The sequence below is a fragment of the Paenibacillus sp. FSL F4-0236 genome (genome assembly GCF_038000135.1).
Classification (GTDB): Bacteria; Bacillota; Bacilli; order Paenibacillales; family Paenibacillaceae; genus Paenibacillus_AQ.
The window spans coordinates 4,957,095-4,974,493 of the sequence record NZ_JBBOBK010000001.1; the positions used below are offsets into that span (position 1 = coordinate 4,957,095).

Annotated in this window: 14 protein-coding genes; 3 read left to right on the top strand and 11 right to left on the bottom strand. The window is 38.8% G+C overall.

All coding sequences use genetic code 11. From position 1 onward, the window contains the following. Nucleotides 1-109: 109 nt before the first annotated feature. Entirely contained in the window at nt 110-1,696 is a 1,587-nt protein-coding gene (locus NSQ29_RS22305) for a PucR family transcriptional regulator (protein ID WP_076283942.1), read from the bottom strand. Between the two features lie 222 nt (nt 1,697-1,918). Between NSQ29_RS22305 and NSQ29_RS22310 the strand changes: the two genes are divergently transcribed. Next, nucleotides 1,919-2,896, top strand: coding sequence for a tRNA dihydrouridine synthase (locus NSQ29_RS22310; protein ID WP_341126114.1), 978 nt, complete (start codon nt 1,919-1,921; stop codon nt 2,894-2,896). A gap of 151 nt (nt 2,897-3,047) precedes the next feature. On the opposite strand, the gene NSQ29_RS22315 is transcribed toward NSQ29_RS22310, so the two are convergent. From NSQ29_RS22315 to NSQ29_RS22335, 5 genes are all read right to left on the bottom strand, one after another. Next, nucleotides 3,048-3,911: a DMT family transporter gene (locus NSQ29_RS22315; protein WP_341126115.1), complete on the bottom strand. Its 864-nt coding sequence runs from the start codon at nt 3,909-3,911 to the stop codon at nt 3,048-3,050. Nucleotides 3,912-3,942: 31 nt separating this feature from the next. Further along, nucleotides 3,943-4,755 (bottom strand): MBL fold metallo-hydrolase, encoded by an 813-nt coding sequence (locus NSQ29_RS22320; protein ID WP_042185298.1) that lies wholly within the window; start codon nt 4,753-4,755, stop codon nt 3,943-3,945. Between the two features lie 80 nt (nt 4,756-4,835). Further along, nucleotides 4,836-6,437, bottom strand: a complete 1,602-nt coding sequence (locus tag NSQ29_RS22325; protein WP_339800893.1) for an extracellular solute-binding protein — start codon at nt 6,435-6,437, stop codon at nt 4,836-4,838. Between the two features lie 72 nt (nt 6,438-6,509). Next, nucleotides 6,510-7,364 (bottom strand): carbohydrate ABC transporter permease, encoded by an 855-nt coding sequence (locus NSQ29_RS22330; protein WP_371915721.1) that lies wholly within the window; start codon nt 7,362-7,364, stop codon nt 6,510-6,512. A 56-nt stretch (nt 7,365-7,420) separates the two neighbouring features. Continuing rightward, entirely contained in the window at nt 7,421-8,344 is a 924-nt protein-coding gene (locus NSQ29_RS22335; RefSeq protein ID WP_081951042.1) for an ABC transporter permease, read from the bottom strand. A gap of 249 nt (nt 8,345-8,593) precedes the next feature. On the opposite strand from NSQ29_RS22335, the gene NSQ29_RS22340 reads away from it, so the two are divergent. Continuing rightward, nucleotides 8,594-10,870, top strand: coding sequence for an AraC family transcriptional regulator (locus tag NSQ29_RS22340; protein ID WP_339269091.1), 2,277 nt, complete (start codon nt 8,594-8,596; stop codon nt 10,868-10,870). A 44-nt stretch (nt 10,871-10,914) separates the two neighbouring features. After that, nucleotides 10,915-11,898: a tRNA dihydrouridine synthase gene (locus tag NSQ29_RS22345; RefSeq protein ID WP_341126116.1), complete on the top strand. Its 984-nt coding sequence runs from the start codon at nt 10,915-10,917 to the stop codon at nt 11,896-11,898. Between the two features lie 69 nt (nt 11,899-11,967). On the opposite strand, the gene NSQ29_RS22350 is transcribed toward NSQ29_RS22345, so the two are convergent. From NSQ29_RS22350 to NSQ29_RS22370, 5 genes are all read right to left on the bottom strand, one after another. After that, nucleotides 11,968-13,353, bottom strand: a complete 1,386-nt coding sequence (locus NSQ29_RS22350; RefSeq protein ID WP_341126117.1) for a family 4 glycosyl hydrolase — start codon at nt 13,351-13,353, stop codon at nt 11,968-11,970. 5 nt (nt 13,354-13,358) lie between these two features. Continuing rightward, nucleotides 13,359-14,270: an ROK family protein gene (locus NSQ29_RS22355; protein WP_341126118.1), complete on the bottom strand. Its 912-nt coding sequence runs from the start codon at nt 14,268-14,270 to the stop codon at nt 13,359-13,361. A gap of 14 nt (nt 14,271-14,284) precedes the next feature. Beyond that, nucleotides 14,285-15,007, bottom strand: a complete 723-nt coding sequence (locus NSQ29_RS22360; RefSeq protein WP_341126119.1) for a 6-phosphogluconolactonase — start codon at nt 15,005-15,007, stop codon at nt 14,285-14,287. A 20-nt stretch (nt 15,008-15,027) separates the two neighbouring features. Beyond that, nucleotides 15,028-16,158, bottom strand: coding sequence for an ROK family protein (locus NSQ29_RS22365; protein WP_341126120.1), 1,131 nt, complete (start codon nt 16,156-16,158; stop codon nt 15,028-15,030). Nucleotides 16,159-16,615: 457 nt separating this feature from the next. Further along, entirely contained in the window at nt 16,616-17,305 is a 690-nt protein-coding gene (locus tag NSQ29_RS22370) for a hypothetical protein (RefSeq protein WP_341126121.1), read from the bottom strand. Between the last annotated feature and the right edge of the window lie 94 nt (nt 17,306-17,399).

The following is a 17,399-nucleotide window of genomic DNA, read 5'->3' on the forward strand; positions in this document are numbered from 1 at the left end:
TCGAAAAGTAATTTTTCTTATTATAGAAGGAACCATGAGATTACGTCTTTTTCTAAAATAAAAAAAAATCCGTGATTTTTGTCTTATTCGACAAAAACTACGGATTATACTAGCTATGTGTGAGTCGATAAATCATGCAAGCGATATACACATCGTAAGATTCGGAGTTGACGGTTACATCATAGCCAATTAATTCACTGATCTTTCTAATACGATATTTTACTGTATTTTTATGAACAAACAGCATTTTCCCACAGTTATCAAAATTCCCCTTTGCATCTAACAAGAAGGTTATGAGTGTTTTTATCGACTCTGGATCACCTAGAATGGGGTCAATCACAGACATCCATTCTTCAAGTATTTCTTCTCCCTGTTCACTTAACTCAATAGCTTGTTTCATAGAACGCATCTCGGCTGCTGTGTACAATTTACGATGCTCATACATCAGATGGACTTTCCGTCCCACACTGTTCACCAGCCGATACATGCGTCGTACATCTTGTGTATTTCTCATTCGGGGAGCATAGACCATTTCGGAAATAAGCGGGGCTGAATTCGTCGTGTCAATATACTCCCCTGCAATTTCATACTCATTGTACTTGTAAGAGCAATTTCCCATAAGGGCTATTATACAATGATCGATAGTTTGAATGACCGCCGTTTTATAATATTTGAACAAATGCTCTTCCAGCTCTTCACGAATTTGTTTCTCTTGCGATAAATCGTGAATATATACTAACCACATCATCTGAATGGAAGAGACATCAATGTGGAGAAAATGAGCCAGTCTTCGCATTTTTTCGCTTTCATCATTAATAATTGCTTTTACCAAGGCATATTCGCTAACCTCGTTATGCTTATCCCCCCACAAATTGATCGCTACTTGTACAACCTCGCTGATTTTATCGATGGTCTTCGCAGGTAATTTTGAGTTCTCTTTAATCAAAAATAAATGCAGCGCTTCTCCGTTTTTTTGATGAATACTCTTGTATTCCACATAGCAATTTGAAACAGGCTCTGTTTGTCCTTTCGTCATATTCATCAAATAGGGGGCGAAGGTCTCAATAATATACCCCACGTTTAACGATGAATTACGGGGCCACATTACTTGATTTACGATATCTAACTGGGTGTTCGTCAGGATGACGTTCGCTTTCAGCCGATCAGACAATATTTTCAGCGTAATTTCGACGCTCCGTGAGTGTTCTGGCAAAAGGGATACTTTCTCTAACGCTTCATTTACAAAATTATCATTGATCGTCTGATTGTTCAGAACAATCGCTTCCATCACTTCATAAATCACTTCGTTGTAACGAAGTGAAAAATCATTTTCCGGCATACAAATGATGATGAAATTTTTGGACTCTGCTAATTGCAGTACCTCGTCAGCTACTTCAGGAATGATAATTCCTACATAGTATAAGATCAATCCTACTTCTCCAAGCTCGTGCAAGTACTCAATCGTTTCACACTGTTTCTCTACACTGTCCTTAATGGAGTAAAAAGAGCTGATCACTATCTCTTCCGCATACCACTCTTCTTGAATGGAATGGACAATTCGAGAAGAATAATCCGCATTTGAAACCTCTAGTACGGATAAAGAAGAAATGGTGCGGTGTAGATTATTATTTCCAGTTAGCACCTTTGCTCCTCGAAAGGAAGGAAGTTGCAGCATATCTTTTACAGTTATCCCCATATCTTCACCACTTCTACTGTATTGTTATCTCATGTTGCCATTAATAAAGCTTTATACATCTTATTTTAGCACTTCAAGCTATAAGCTATGTATATTGATTTCGCTGTATGTATTCTCCTTTCTTCTGTGCAATAAACGAAAAAAAATGATAATATGTATGTTGGGTAAAAGGTCTTTGCTATAACTTATATGTTTTTATATATCGCAACAAGAGGAGATAATATGAGTAACGAACAAAACTTTTGGCTTGATTTACCGAAGCCGTTTTTTATATTAGCACCAATGGAAGATGTCACAGATGTTGTATTTCGTCACGTCATTAGTGAAGCTGCCAAACCCGACGTGTTTTTCACAGAATTCACTAATACAGAAAGCTATTGTCACCCTGTAGGAAAAGACAGTGTACGTGGTCGATTAACGTTCACAGAAGATGAGCAACCAATTGTCGCTCATATTTGGGGTGATAAACCTGTATTTTTTGAACAGATGAGTATTGATATGAAAAAACTTGGTTTTCGCGGTATCGATTTAAACATGGGATGCCCCGCACAAAACGTCGCGTCCAATGGAAAAGGTGCTGGATTAATACTACATCCTGAGGTTGCAGCAGAAATTATTCAAGCAACAAAAGCCGGTGGATTGCCGGTTAGTGTTAAAACAAGATTGGGTTACACTGAGATTGATGAGTGGCGGGATTGGTTAACACATATATTGAAGCAAGATATTGCGAATCTTTCCATTCACCTTCGTACAAAAGAAGAAATGAGTAAAGTAGATGCACACTGGGAGTTAATCCCTGAAATAAAAAAATTACGCGATGAAATTGCTCCAAATACGTTATTAACTATAAATGGAGATATCCCGGACCGCGCAACAGGATTAAAGTTAGTTGAGCAATACGGCGTTGATGGTGTCATGATTGGCCGCGGCATCTTCACCAATCCATTTGCTTTTGAAAAAGAACCTAAAGAACATAGTCCAAAGGATTTTCTCAATTTGCTTCTATTACAGTTGGATCTTCACGATAAATATTCAAATGAACTCGAGCCACGTTCATTTAAACCACTTCTTCGCTTTTTCAAAATCTATGTTCGTGGATTTAGAGGCGCAAGCGAATTAAGAAACCAATTAATGGATACAAGATCAACAGATGAAGTACGTCGTTTAGTAAAAACTGTTTTAGAACAAGAATTAGAATGAGGCATATTCACCTGTGAATTGCCCCGTCAATTAGACAGTATAAAACTATCTAATGCTTAACAGAATGAAAGGCCTCTCGTATTCCTACGAGAGGCCTTTCATTTTTACCCTATACGGTCAGAACGTAGTCCTCAATTCTAGTAAAATCAACTTATCCCCATATGGCAATGGAGATGATCCCACAGGTAATCACAGCCGACATGATAATTCTTCGCACTCCTTGCTTCTCTTTTAGTACAAGTATGCCAAGAATCGTACCTACAACCGTGCCAATTTCTCGTATTGGCGCAATTGAAGCTAGTGGAGCAAGCTTCATTGCCATCAGAAACATAAAATAAGAAGCTGGCGAGCAAATACAACCAATCAAGATCATTTTCCAGTTTTGTTGCCATTCCCTTATAATTTGTGCACGACCGGCTCTTATGACCATGAAGAAAGCGACGATTACATAATTAATATTGGATAATTCAAGCGTTGATAGTGGAGATAATTGCTGGACAATTAGTTTGTCCATTAATGTATAGCCCGCAACACACATCCCTACTACAATTGCATAAAGAATGGATATAGAATGAGTCGTTTTCCCTTGATTTGCATGACGATTAACGATTCCACTAATAATAAAAAGCCCTACTATGATACAACAAAAGCCTATCCAGCCTACTAGAGTTAAGGAATCCCCGAATAACACAACACTTAACAAGGTCACTAGCATGACACCAGTACCTCGCATGATTGGATAGGTCTGCGATAAATCACCATAGGAATACGATTTAGAGAGGAAAATGAAGTACGACCCTTGAAATAAAGCAGATATCGCCATATAGCAAAGTGTCTCCGCATGAAGCTCAACTCGGAGCAGCTCAATAATAAAATAAGGTAATAGAGCAAGTGTACCAACAATATGAATCGACCAGAGAAATACGTATTTATTCAAACTTCTCTTTGTAAATAGGTTCCATACCGCATGGGTAATACCTGAAAATAAAACTAAAAAGAATGCCATTGAAATCATAGAAAAATCCTCATTTCACTTATGCGCTAACTCATATGTCCAGTTGCATCCCATCAAATGCTACTGTAATCCCATTCGGCTCAAAAATATGAACCAAATCTTCATGCAACAGATGAGCATTATGAGAGAAATGAGTGACTACGATTCGCCCTTCTGCTTTCATAACAAAATTCTCGATTAACCATTCCCGTGTTTTTAGAGTATCTTCAACATTCATGTGAACTTCACAATTTGGGGCATTCCCAGTCGTACATTCTAGAATAGCAAGATCCAGTTTTTTTCCTTTCAACCAGTCCCAAGTCTGTTTGGGAAACCAACCGCTGTCGTGACCATAGAAAATGGCTTTTTCATCCTTTTCTATGTAATACAATAAACAAGTTTCTTTAGAATCATGATTGGCAAGCAATGGCGTAATCGTAGCTGTTTGTGTTTGTACGGTTTCAAAGGGCTTCAAGTTGTGAAGTTGGAAGCGATGCCTTTCCGTGGCAAGCAATTGACTACAGTGCTTAATAGGCAAATCATGACCGTATAGATGAAGTTCTTCCTCTTCATTAAATTGAGCATAACCAAGCGCACGAATCAGTAAATCTTCAGGATACAAATGATCGGAATGTGAATGTGTAAACAATAAATCGCGGACCTTATCCATATCTACAGAATCACGAATGGAATGAAGTAAGGTGTCCGCCGGAAAATCAATCTTAAGTATTTCATCAATCAAGACCGAAGTGCGTGTACGAATATTTTTTCCACCACGTACTTTGGCATGCTTGCAAGTCTCGCAATGACAGAATAACGAGGGAATCCCTTCAAATGCAGCCGTTCCATGAAAAAGAACCTTCATAAATATACCACCCTTGTAGTAGAGAACAACAGGAGGTTAATCCTGTTGTTCTCTACGAGTAACACCCTAAACTGGCTCACTCACTTAATATTTGCATCATCCAAATACTGCAACCATTGCTTCGTGTATTCCGCTTGAATTTTATCGAGACCAGCTTTTTTCGCCTTTTCCATAAATAACTTCAAGCCGGCTTCAACATCCTTAACCATACCATCATTCAAAGGATATAAGTATTGCTTTTCAACTTGTAGAAGGGCCGCCTTCTCTGCTTGATAAGACGTCCAATCCTCTCCGAAACCTTGGAAAATATTCGGTTTTGCTATCTTATCCATTTCATCGAACATGTCTAGCACAGCTTGATAGCTCTTATCAAACAACATGAACTCCGGATTTCTCCATGCCCATCCATTCATACCTTCTCTTGTGAATCCATTTGATTGGGCATCACCAAGCATTTTATAATATTTTCCATCTTCAATTTCAAAATGCTTGCCTTCAATACCGTATTGCGTCAGCCAATTGTAGCGTTTATCCGTGACCAATTTCTCATAGAAAGCAAGAGCTCTCTCTGGGTTTTTGCTGCTGCGTGGAACTGCAAAGCCATTATGAATCGGGTGAACGGGTGAAGAGAATCCTTTCATGTTCGGATACGGGGAATATCCTAGCTCCCAATCCGGATGCAGTGATTTCACTTTGACAACAGCATCACCAAAGCGGTTAGGATTCTCACTTCCCAAAATTGCTGCGGCTTTACCGGCAGCAAATATATCACTACCACTATCTTTAATGTTCAGCATATTCTTCATAAAGTACCCTTTTTCTTGCCAACTCCTGAACATTTTTAAATCTTCCAAATGCTGCGGAGAGCCCCAATAGCTGGTTACGTCTCTTGGAGTGTCATACATGATGCTAAGTCCATATGGAACTTTATCGTTGGTATTCACAGTTTTAGTAGTCATTTGACGTATGGAATCTACATGACTAACCTCAGTATCCGCCAGAGGTAGCATATCCGGTTCATTTTTGCGTATGCCATCCAAATACTGCTCTAGCGTTTCGAGTGATTCCGGCTTTGGCAAATTATACTTTTTACGCAAATCTTCCCGATAGGCAATACCATCATTTACATACTCCTTCCAGATAGCTGGAACGGTGTAAATTTTCTTGTCAACCTTGACTGCTTCCCAGAAATCCTGTGGTACATATGCTTGTAGCTTAGGTGCAGCCTTCGGTAGGAGATCATCTAGCGGAAGGAAAGCCCCTTTCACCGCATATGACTGGTAATTTGTCCATTCTGCCGTAAAGATCAGGTCAATCGGCTGCCCTGAGGACAACAGAAGCTTATACTTCGACTCCCAGTCTGTCCAGGTTGTGAAGTTGAATTTGACGGTTGCATTCAAATCTTCTAATGCCATTTTGTTAACTTCATCCTGAATGAGATTTAAATCCTTTGGGGCATCGCCCAGCATATAGAACTGAAGCTCTACTTTCTTGGATGTGTCGATTCCAGTCGCTTCTGATGCTTCTGGTGCTGGAGTACTGGTATTCGAATTCGAATTCGTTGTTGATTCTGACGATGCCTCCTTAGTATTCGTGCTATTACTACTGCAGCCAGCAAACAAACTTGCAGTTAAGAATAAAGAAGTGCCGATCGTTAACAATTTCTTTTTTCCTTTTCTCATACTAACCCTCCCCTTAATTAAATGATCTATGTCAGCCGATCGCATACGAGTTCCCTTCGTTTGCTTTCGGTACTAACCCTTCACTGCACCAATCGTTAATCCCTTCACAAAATATCGCTGCACAAACGGATATAAGAAAATAATGGGTCCAGTAACGACGATCGCCATTGCCATCTTGGTCGACTCTGTCGGAATGTCACGCCCTAGTGTTACACCGGTTCCAGTGGCCATTTGAGAAACGAACATCATGGTATTGATCGTGTTATACAAGTAGTATTGAAGCTGATACATGCTAACGTCATTAATGAACAAAGAAGACATGAACCAGTCGTTCCAGTACGTCAGAGCAAGGAACAGACCGACAGTCGCTATGCCAGGCATAGCAAGCTTCAGCACGATACTGTAGTAGATCCTAAAGTCGTTCGCGCCATCGATTTTGGCCGATTCGAATAATTCTTCCGGAATCGCAGATTTGATAAAGTTTTTCATTAAAATAATGAGAAAAGGTGTCATAAGACCAGGTAATATCAGTACGGCATAGGTGTCTGCCAGCCCAAAGTATGTAGTCAGCATGATGTACCATGGCACAAGCCCCCCTCCAAACAGCGTTGTGAAATAAATGAAGAAGGACAAATGATTGCGATACTTGAAATCTTTCCTCTGCAGAACGTAACCCGCCATCGTAATAAGAAACAATCCCACCAACGTTCCAATCACAGTTACAAAAATCGTTACACCATAAGCCTTGATTAGCTGAGTTGGAAAGATAAATACCATTTCATAACCTTCCAGCGAGAACACTTTAGGAATCAAGTGAAAACCGTCGCGAATAATGGATTCATTGGCTGTCAATGAGCCTGAAATGATCAGAAGGAAAGGAAAGAGACAGAGCAAAGAAAAAATCATAATAATCAGGTAAGCCATCATGTGGAAAACTCTAGAACTTAGAATGTTGTCATCCAATGTAATCCCTCCTCCCTACTTTAGAACAATGCGTAGTCATCATTAATTTTCTTGATGATATAATTCACTGTCATAATCATTACAAATCCGAAGATAGACTGATACAAACCAGCAGCAGTTGCCATACCAATATCAAAATTAACTTTCAAAGATCGATAAACGTAAGTATCTACAATATCCGTAACGTTGAAGAGCACTCCGTTGTTCCCGACAAGCTGATAGAACAGATCGAATTGACCTTTCATAATGCTTCCGAGTGCAAATAAGAGCAGAATGATAAATGTTGACTTCAACATAGGTATGGTAATATACCAGATTCGCTGAAAAATATTTGCACCATCAATTTTGGCAGCTTCGTAATACTCATCGCTAATTCCCATGATGGATGCAAGATAAATGACCATGGAATAACCCAGGTTCTTCCATAAATAAAATGCTGTAATCAGAAATGGCCAGAGCCATGGTGTATTGTATATGTCTACTGGATCCAATCCGAACGATTTGAGTAACTGATTAACAAAACCAGAATCAGCATTAAACATGTTAAACGCTAAAACACTAATCAGAACAAACGAAACGAAGTAGGGTAGAAACATAATGGATTGTGATAACTTTTTAAATAGCTTCCCTCGGACTTCACTTAATAGGATTGCTGCCCCTATAGATACCGCGTTACCTAATATGATAAAAACCACGTTGTATCCAAGCGTATTGATTGTCAACTTCAACAGAATTCCAGATTGCGTTAAAAATTTAAAATTGTCTAATCCTACAAACGGACTTCCAAATAAACCACCTGCAAAATCATAACTTGTGAATGCATAATAGATGCCGACCATTGGAGCATAAGAATTTATTAAGAAAAAAAGCAGTGTCGGTGCTATCATCAAAAACATGATTTTATTCTTATTTAATTCATAAAAAAAACCTTTCTTCTTAAACATGACTGACCTCCTCCTGAATAGAATTGCTCGTGAATCTTACTTCCAAATCATAGAAGAAGCGGATTCGATAATATACTGTACAATGACACACATTGCTGTAATCTCCGTATTTGTGAAGTATGAAATTTCTGTACTTTTGTGAATATTCACTACATTTAACCTAATTTCGGCTGCTGGATTTATAAATTTGATTGAAAGCACCAGACTGATGATTTATACTCAGACCAGCGATGAAAGGGGTTTCAAAAAATGATAAAACATTGGTCTAAAGAGCATAAAAAAGTTTACAGCCGAATACTCCTTGGCTCTATTGGATGTGTTGTTATTACCCTTTTGATAACTTCAACTATTCTTTATATGAACTTTACAAGCATCGCACTTAAACAAGTTTATCGTTCCGATTCAAATAGTCTAAATCAAATTAAAACGCAATTATCTACTATGACAGAGACTGTTACCTCACTGTCCTCCCAGATTTACTATGATTCTGCGGTATCTAAGTTGTTGTATTATGCGGACTTGAATATCTATGATGTCATTTTTGCACAGCAACAACTTGATAACTATCGCGCATCCTTACCATTCATTGAATCCATTTATGTATATAATGCGAAATCCAATCAGTTCTATATTAGTTCCAATAATTCACGAAGCGGAATTCAACCGAAGTCCGAACTGGATGATGATGGAATTCTAGACCTTTTTATGAAATTCAAAGAACATCGCCCCTTTCAACCGATTCCCAGAACCTATAACATCGGTTCGGTTCAGACCACTCCAGTATCAAGCTACACTTACTTATGTTATAGCGTCATTGATGATAATAAAGATTTAAATACAGCTGTTGTTGTCAATATCTCGGCATCATGGTTAGGCCTGCGAATGGATCAGTCGGGGAAAGAGATCTCGGAGAATAACACGTTTATCATTAATCAGGATGGAATATTATATTCCAGTAGTGATAAGCAAGAGATGCTAACTGATATATCTGATAAAACCTATATACAGAAAATTATTCAGGATACATCAGAATCTACATATTTTGTAGACACTGTGGATGGAGTTAAATCTTTAATAACGTTTACTACACCCGATTCATTAGGCTGGAAATATGTTCGGATTACCCCTTATAGCAATATCACTCAAGAAATAAATGAAATGAGGTATCGAATATTATTTATCTGTATTGGCATTCTTCTCTTAGGATTGTTGATTTCGTTAACTTTATCCCATAGCATATATCGCCCGATTGACAAAGTCATACGCAAGTTCAAAACCCTGGAAACAGAAAGACGTAACCATCAACATATTCTCAAACAGGATTTTCTTAGAAATACGATTTTAGGTAGAGAAACGAATAATGCTGAGGTATTACAACAGAAATTACATTACTTCAATTCAGAGCTTATGGTTAATAATAAATCACTGATTGTTTTGATAAGGATCGATCAATTCCCCACAGTCCTCGAGAAATACAAAGAAGATATAAAATTGCTCAAATATGCCATAATGAACATTTGTACAGAAATTTCTTCACCGATCTTTCAAGTCGAAGCCATTGATATGGGGGATGATAGTCTTTTACTTTTGCTAAACTTTCATGATCCGCTTTATATAACGGAACGGGATTCGTTGATTGAAATGGCAGAGCTTATGCAGTTGTCAATCACCAAACATTTAAAATTATCCATCACGATTACCTTTAGTCCTGTGAAGGAATCCATTGAGCAATGCATCTTAGTCTACAAGCAAGTACTTGAGGCTTCTTATCATCGATTATTCAAAGGATACGGCAGCATCCTCTTTTCGGTTGACATTATGAACTTAAAAACCAAAGAATATATGTTTCCAGTTCACAAAGAAAAACAGTTCATTGAATCCTTGATGTCAGGAAATGCGGAAAAGGCACGGAGCATCTATATTGATATCGTAGGAGAAATATCAGAATATTCTTTTACCGTTGTTCAACTTGTCGTATCGCATTTAGCACTTACTGTTAATAACGTCTTGCGAACATTAAAAAAGAACAATGCGATTTTAACATTACCCGAATTCGATACAACGTTCTTACTACCAAATCATGTTGAAACCATGGAAGAAATCAACACTCCATATTTCAAGATATTTGAAGAAATAAGTGAAAAACTCGAAGAGAAAAGAAGTACAAAACAAGAAGATCTCATTAGAAAAGTACATCAAATTATTGAGCGAGATTATAGCAATTCCAACCTGTGCATAAATTCAATTGCAGACGAGCTCTCGATGTCTCCAATCTATTTGAGCCGGTTATATAAACAATTAACTACAAAAGCACTACCCGATATAATTAGTGAAATGCGGTTGAATAAAGCCAAAGAGCTGTTGAAGACCTCTGAATGTACCATTGTTGATATCGCAGAAAAAACTGGATTTACTAGTAGTTCGTATTTTTATCGTTTATTTAAGAACAGTACTGGTATAACCCCGAGCGATTATAGAAAAAAAAGAGACCCTCTACAATTTTGTGCAGCAAGCGAAAAAAAATGATACTATGTATGATGGGCAAAATGTTGTAAAAGAAGGAGAACTTAATGAGTAACGAACAAAATTTTTGGCTTGATTTACCAAAGCCGTTTTTTATATTGGCACCTATGGAAGATGTCACAGATGTTGTATTTCGTCACGTGGTTAGTGCAGCTGCAAAACCGGATGTGTTTTTCACGGAATTCGCAAATACAGAATATTACTGTCACCCTAAAGTAAAAGTAAAAGAAAGTGTGCTTACTCGATTAAAGTTCACGGAAGATGAACAACCGATGGTCGCTCATATTTGGGGCAATAACCCAGAGTATTTTGAACGAATGAGCATGGATATGAAAAAGCTTGGTTTTCGTGGTATCGATATAAACATGGGATGCCCAGTAAAAAACGTCGCAACCAATGGAAAAGGTGCTGGATTAATTCGACATCCTAAAGTAGCGGCAGAAATTATCCAGGCAGCAAAAGTTGGTGGATTGCCGGTTAGTGTGAAAACAAGATTAGGTTATAGCGAAATTGACGAGTGGCGCGATTGGTTGACACATATATTCAAACAAGATATTGCGAATCTTTCCATTCACCTTCGTACAAAAAAAGAGATGAGTAAAGTAGATGCACACTGGGAGCTTATCCCTGAAATCAAACAATTACGCGATGAAATTGCTCCAAATACGTTGTTAACGATTAACGGAGATATTCCTGACCGTGCAACAGGCTTAAAATTAGTCGAACAATACGGCGTGGATGGTGTCATGATTGGCCGAGGTATTTTCAAGAATCCATACGCTTTTGAACTAGAATCTAAAGAACATAGTGTGGAGGAACTTCTTCATTTACTACTTTTTCATTTAGATCTTCACGATAAATATTCAAAAGAACATGAACCACGTCTATTTAATCCACTTCGGAGCTTCTTCAAAATCTATATTCGTGGATTTGATGGTGCCGACGAACTAAGAAATCAATTGATGGAGACGAATTCAACCGATGAGGTGCGGCGATTGGTGCAACCTTTCTTAGATAAAGAATTAGAGTAATTCGTAATAAAAAATAATGGCCTCAGTTCTGAATTTCATCAGACGGAGGCCTTTTTTATTAAAGATAACCTAATTCCACTCAAGCTTTGGCAGCAATTCTTTTTGCAGCTCACACATCTCATCGATCATCGCACAAGCTTGATAATAGGTTGGAGCTTGCGGATCAAGCAGAATCGCTTGCAGCAATTTTGTTCTCGACTCTTCAACAAACGCCTCAAGTAGCAGCTTATGAATTGTACCTTGGATATGGATCATGCCGAGAATGGCAGTTGGCAGTTCTACCGTCATTGGTTTAAATGCGATACCGTTTTTGTTAACGACCGCCTGTGTTTCAACGACCATATCCTCTGGAAGTCCTTTAATCGCACCATGGTTTGGCATATTAACAGCATTCAGCTCGATTTCATCGTCGAAGAAGATCGCTTCGATAATTGGCACTGCATATTCATTACTGATTTGAACCTTATCTTTATCAAATAGATAAGCCTGCTCAGACCACTGCTCTTGATTCAGCGTATTCTCGAATAAGCCTTTATCCAAAGTGCTGCCACTTGCACAGTATACAAATTCAGGTGTTCTGGAGTCCTTCTTCCACAGCTGCTCACTCATTGGGTCGTAACGGAACTGCAAGGGTAGTCCAGCATAGAAATCTTCAGCCCATGAGATATACTCACCGCAATGGTTAGTACCTGGGTAAGGATAGTATCCGTACGTATGGTACAACGTTCTGGATAATCCAATATGATCGAAATGTGCCAAACGGTTAGCTAGCTTTTCTTTCTCGTGGAATAGAGGATATAAATCTTCTCCCGTGTTCTTGTTCCATATCTTCGTGAAGAAGCCAAAGTGGTTCAATCCGCCGCCTTCAACCGCAATATCTTTACTATCCATCTCCAGAAATTCAGCTAGCTGATGAATACCCATGTCTAAACCATGGCATAAGCCTACCACTTTGATTGAAGTTAATTTGGAAATGGCTTCCACTAGCTTCGCTTCCGGATTCGTGTAATTGATTAGCCAAGCACTTGGACACACCTTATCCATTGTCTTTGCAATTTCCAACATCGGACCTAGATTTCTCAAAGTGTGGAACATTGATCCTGGACCGCCGTTCTCACCATATAGCTGCTTGCTGCCGTAACGCCGTGGGATATGGAAGTCTTGTGACCAGTAGTGATATCTCTCTACCTCAATCGCAACGATGGAGAAGTCAGCATCTCTTAATGCATCCTCCAAATTCGTCGTTTGCCAAATCTTCGCAGGATGAGAAAATGCCGTGAACATTTCGGTTGCATACTTGTATGTTCTATTCACATTTTCTTCTACAATGTCCATAAGCGCGATTTCGAGCTCTACTTGATTTTTTAAACGTTCTGACAACACCATATCTTGAAGTGCTCCTAGCCCAAAGGAAACACTTCCTGCTCCGATTAACGCAACCTTCAACTTTTTCATTGTCTTCAAGCTCCTTTTTCCTTTTTATATACGTTATAGCCAGCACCAATAATTCCGGCGTCAGGTCCAAATTCAGTCAACACGATTTTAATGTTCTCTTTTAAATGTGGAAGGACTTTCTTTTTAGCGCTTTCTATCACTCTATCAATCAGCCACTGGTTGTGATGAATGACCGCTCCTCCGATAACAAAAATATTTGGATCAATTGTTTGCATCAAAGAAACAATTGCGTTGGAAAAGTACTCAACCCACCTGTCGATCACTTCAATCGCTTGCCGATCTCCCATATGATATCTTTCAAACAACAAACTCGACGTGGCATCAATGCCATATAAAAACTTACTTTCCGCTTCAAGAGCAATGCCGCTGCATAGGGATTCCAAAGTGCCGTTATACAACGTTGAATGGTTTCTTTTGCTGTCGGAAATAATCATGCTTCCGATCTCGCCCGCATATCCATGAGCTCCTTGAATAATTTTCTTATCAAGTATGATACCGCATCCAATTCCTGAACTAACCGTTATATAAATGGATTGATTATACGGCTTGGCAGCTCCATGATCCGATTCAAGCACTGTGATCACGTTTACATCATTCTCAAAAAACACTTCATAATTCGGAAAGAACTTCCTGATAGTTTCGATACTAACATTCTCTAGGCAAGGGATATTGGTTATATCTCGAATAAACTGTGTTTGATCATTCCAAGGAATCGGCAATACAATACCTATCTTGCTTGCTAGCTGTTCATGATCGACTTTCGCTGTCATTTCCTTGACGGTTTTGAAAATTTCGTCAGCATTTTGGAAATCTCTTGTTAATGCCGACTCCTTCCGAACAAGTTCAAGGTGCTCATTCACTAATCCAACCCTTATATTTGTACCTCCAATATCAACACCAATAACGAAGTTACCCATATTACGCTCCTCAACTATGATGACTGATCCATATATTTGGCGGCTGCAGCATCTAAAAAGAAATCTATATGATCATAGCCGAGCAATTGCTGAGCAGGCAGCCGTGCGTCAGAGTTTGTGAAAATCTCCTTCACGATTTCAGCTTTGCGCTCTCCAGTTATGACGACAACCACTCTTTTACTACTTGCAATCTGTTCCAAACCTAATGTAATGCCTTGCTTTAATTCAGTCTGCTCATGAAAATATTTTTGAGCGACAGTCTTTGTTGTTTCCGACAGCTCCACAACACTGCTGTAATTTAATACTGGGCTACCCGGTTCATTTAATCCGATATGCCCATTCATACCTACGCCCATCAAGCTGAATGTAATTGGGTGTTGCTCGATAAAGTGATCAATTCGCAAGCATTCCTGCTTCATATCCGGCGATGTTCCATCAAAAAACACAATCTGTCTGCTATCCAGTGAAATCTGCGAGAACAGATCTTGATTCAACATCTGATAGCAGCTTCCTTCAGAGCTTTTGTCAATGCCAACCCACTCATCCAAGCTAACGATGTTAAGCCTCTTGATTTTCAATTGGAGGTCCGCATCATTGGAAAATTTCTGATAGCTTTTTTGTGGAGTACTCCCTGAAGCTAAGCAGAACACGGGGTGCTGATCGTTCATTAAATGATCTTTCATCTCTCTGGCAATTTCGTTTGCCACTTCCTCTTCATTCTCAAAGATTTTGATCATGTTGCTCACTTCCTTCTTGTTTACTCCGAAATGACATTTATCATCTCTTGCTGGAGGATAAGTATCGCTGATCCGATCGCTGTTGATTGCTCTAACTTACTCACTGAAATTTGAGGAGTCCACTCCGTATATTGCTCGACATAACCTTTCGTACGATCCAATATACGTTCCGGGAACAGCGCTACCGTTTTACCGCTAATAATGACCTGATCGATATCCAGAATGCTGATCATATTGGTAATCGTTAATGCCAGATTCTTCGAAACATAATCAATGCAAGCTTCTACGTCATTCGTTGAATTCAAATCATATGTGCTTAACAAATACTTAATAGCTAATTTGCTTTCCAGCCAACCGACGGAAGATGGAGTCCGTTTATATTCTGAATCAAAGCACATATACTCCAGTTCACCCGCACTTGCATTAACGCCGCGGTGAAGCTCTTTGTTAATAATCAAGCCGCCCCCGACCCCATCACCTGCAGCAACATGAACGAGACTCGTCAGTGCTTGATCCGAGTTTTCAAGATTCCGAAATTCCGCCACAGTCGCTGCGTTCACATCATTCTCCAGAAGAATGGGCAAGTTCACTTCTCTCTTGAGAGTTTCAATAATCGTTTCATACTTAAAGTCGTTTTCTTTATTGTGATGCGTTCTCATCCGGATCGTTTTCTTTCTTGTATTGATCGCACCATCAACGCCAATACCAATCCCCAATACAACACTATCCGTTTCCTTCGCTTTACTCTTCAAATGTTCTACAATCTCTATAAATATCGAAGTGAACTGCTGGCTATAGAACGGAATATCTGTTTCAATCGAATACGAATCTATGACCTTGCCGTGCAGATTAATAAGTACCGCTGTAATCGTGTTGCCAATAATCTGTATTCCGATGGTCGTATAGCTGTTTTCATTAAATCTGTAAACCGTACGTTTTCTTCCTAAGCCGCCAGATCCTTCACGACTTTCACCAGTAACAGTCAATAAACCAATCTGTTCAAAAAAGGTAACAATCTTGCTCACAGTAACAAAGCTCATTGCCGTTTTTTCTGTAATCTCGACTTTCGCTAGTTCAGGATGTTGAAGCAAAATATCAAAAACTATTTTCCTGTTCTCATCTTTAATATCATTGGGCAAAAATGATTTCATATGTCCTCCTCGTTATATTATTAATATAATTAATAAATGAAGTTAATTAATTAATCAAAAAAATCAGGTCAGCACTGACCTCTTGAATTTATTATATATTCACTGTAGTGAAAATTCAAGATGATTTATTTAAGTTCCTTAAATAAATCATAACCACATAAAAAGACCACTTCTTAATAAATCTATTAAGAAGTGGTCTTGGACAATGACCTCTAATTCACGAGGCTCTATGTCTTGATATAAGGTTTAAAAACCTTACATCATGCCACCCATGACGTTCGATGAGTTTTATATGTTTTTTGATCCTTTTCTTGAATTATAAGTCCACAATCCAGGAAAATTCCTTCCTTTATGTCCAGAAAAAAATGATACGTTCGTAGTGTTCGTGGTCAAAATGTGATCGTTCATCGACACAATTATGTAGTCGATTAGAAGCTAACTGCGATAATATAACTTATTACAAATTCCCTTCAATCGCAATTTCATCCACATGCTCTAGCGTTGCTATCACCCACCGACTTACATAATCTATAAATTCACTAATAAAATTCATACCAGTGTCATCAAAATCCTCAAAGCCTGCCCCCTTGCGCGGATATACCACCTTGATTCCTTCATATAAAAGATGAAAATCCTCACGATATATCCATAAGCCAACACCCAAATTTTCACGCCAACGTCCCTGCTCATCTTCTGCATAAGGAAGCAAACCATAGCCAACTTCCCCATCAGCACGATGATGGAATTGCCGTACATCGATGTATTTTCCTGTTTGATCGATATGAAGTGATAAGGTGGGCTTCCCCAAATGTTCTTTCATTTGCAAGACGATTCTCTCGAATTGCTTCCGCCTGCTATTATCTTCCAAACGATTAAAAAAGCTGCATTTCAATAGGAATTGCCCACTCCATCTCTCTTGCTCCGCCCATTCAAAAAGAAACAATTCTTTAGTCGTTCGATCCGGTCTACCTGTATTCATCCACTCAAAAAAGGCTACTTCCTCTTGTACGGCTGTTATAGAAAAGCCCGTTTCAACAAGAAAGAAGTAAGCTGTGCCAAAATAATCTATCAAAAACGACTTGATCCGCAGCTTTTGTTCGTGAAGTGTCAAATAAGATGTGCAAGCAATTTCAATGTCATAACGCAATAATAGAACTCCCTTCTGAATATGGTAAAAGGATAACCCATAATTACGGGCTATCCTTTTAAAATGAACAAATAGGTTTATCATACTCATGCCG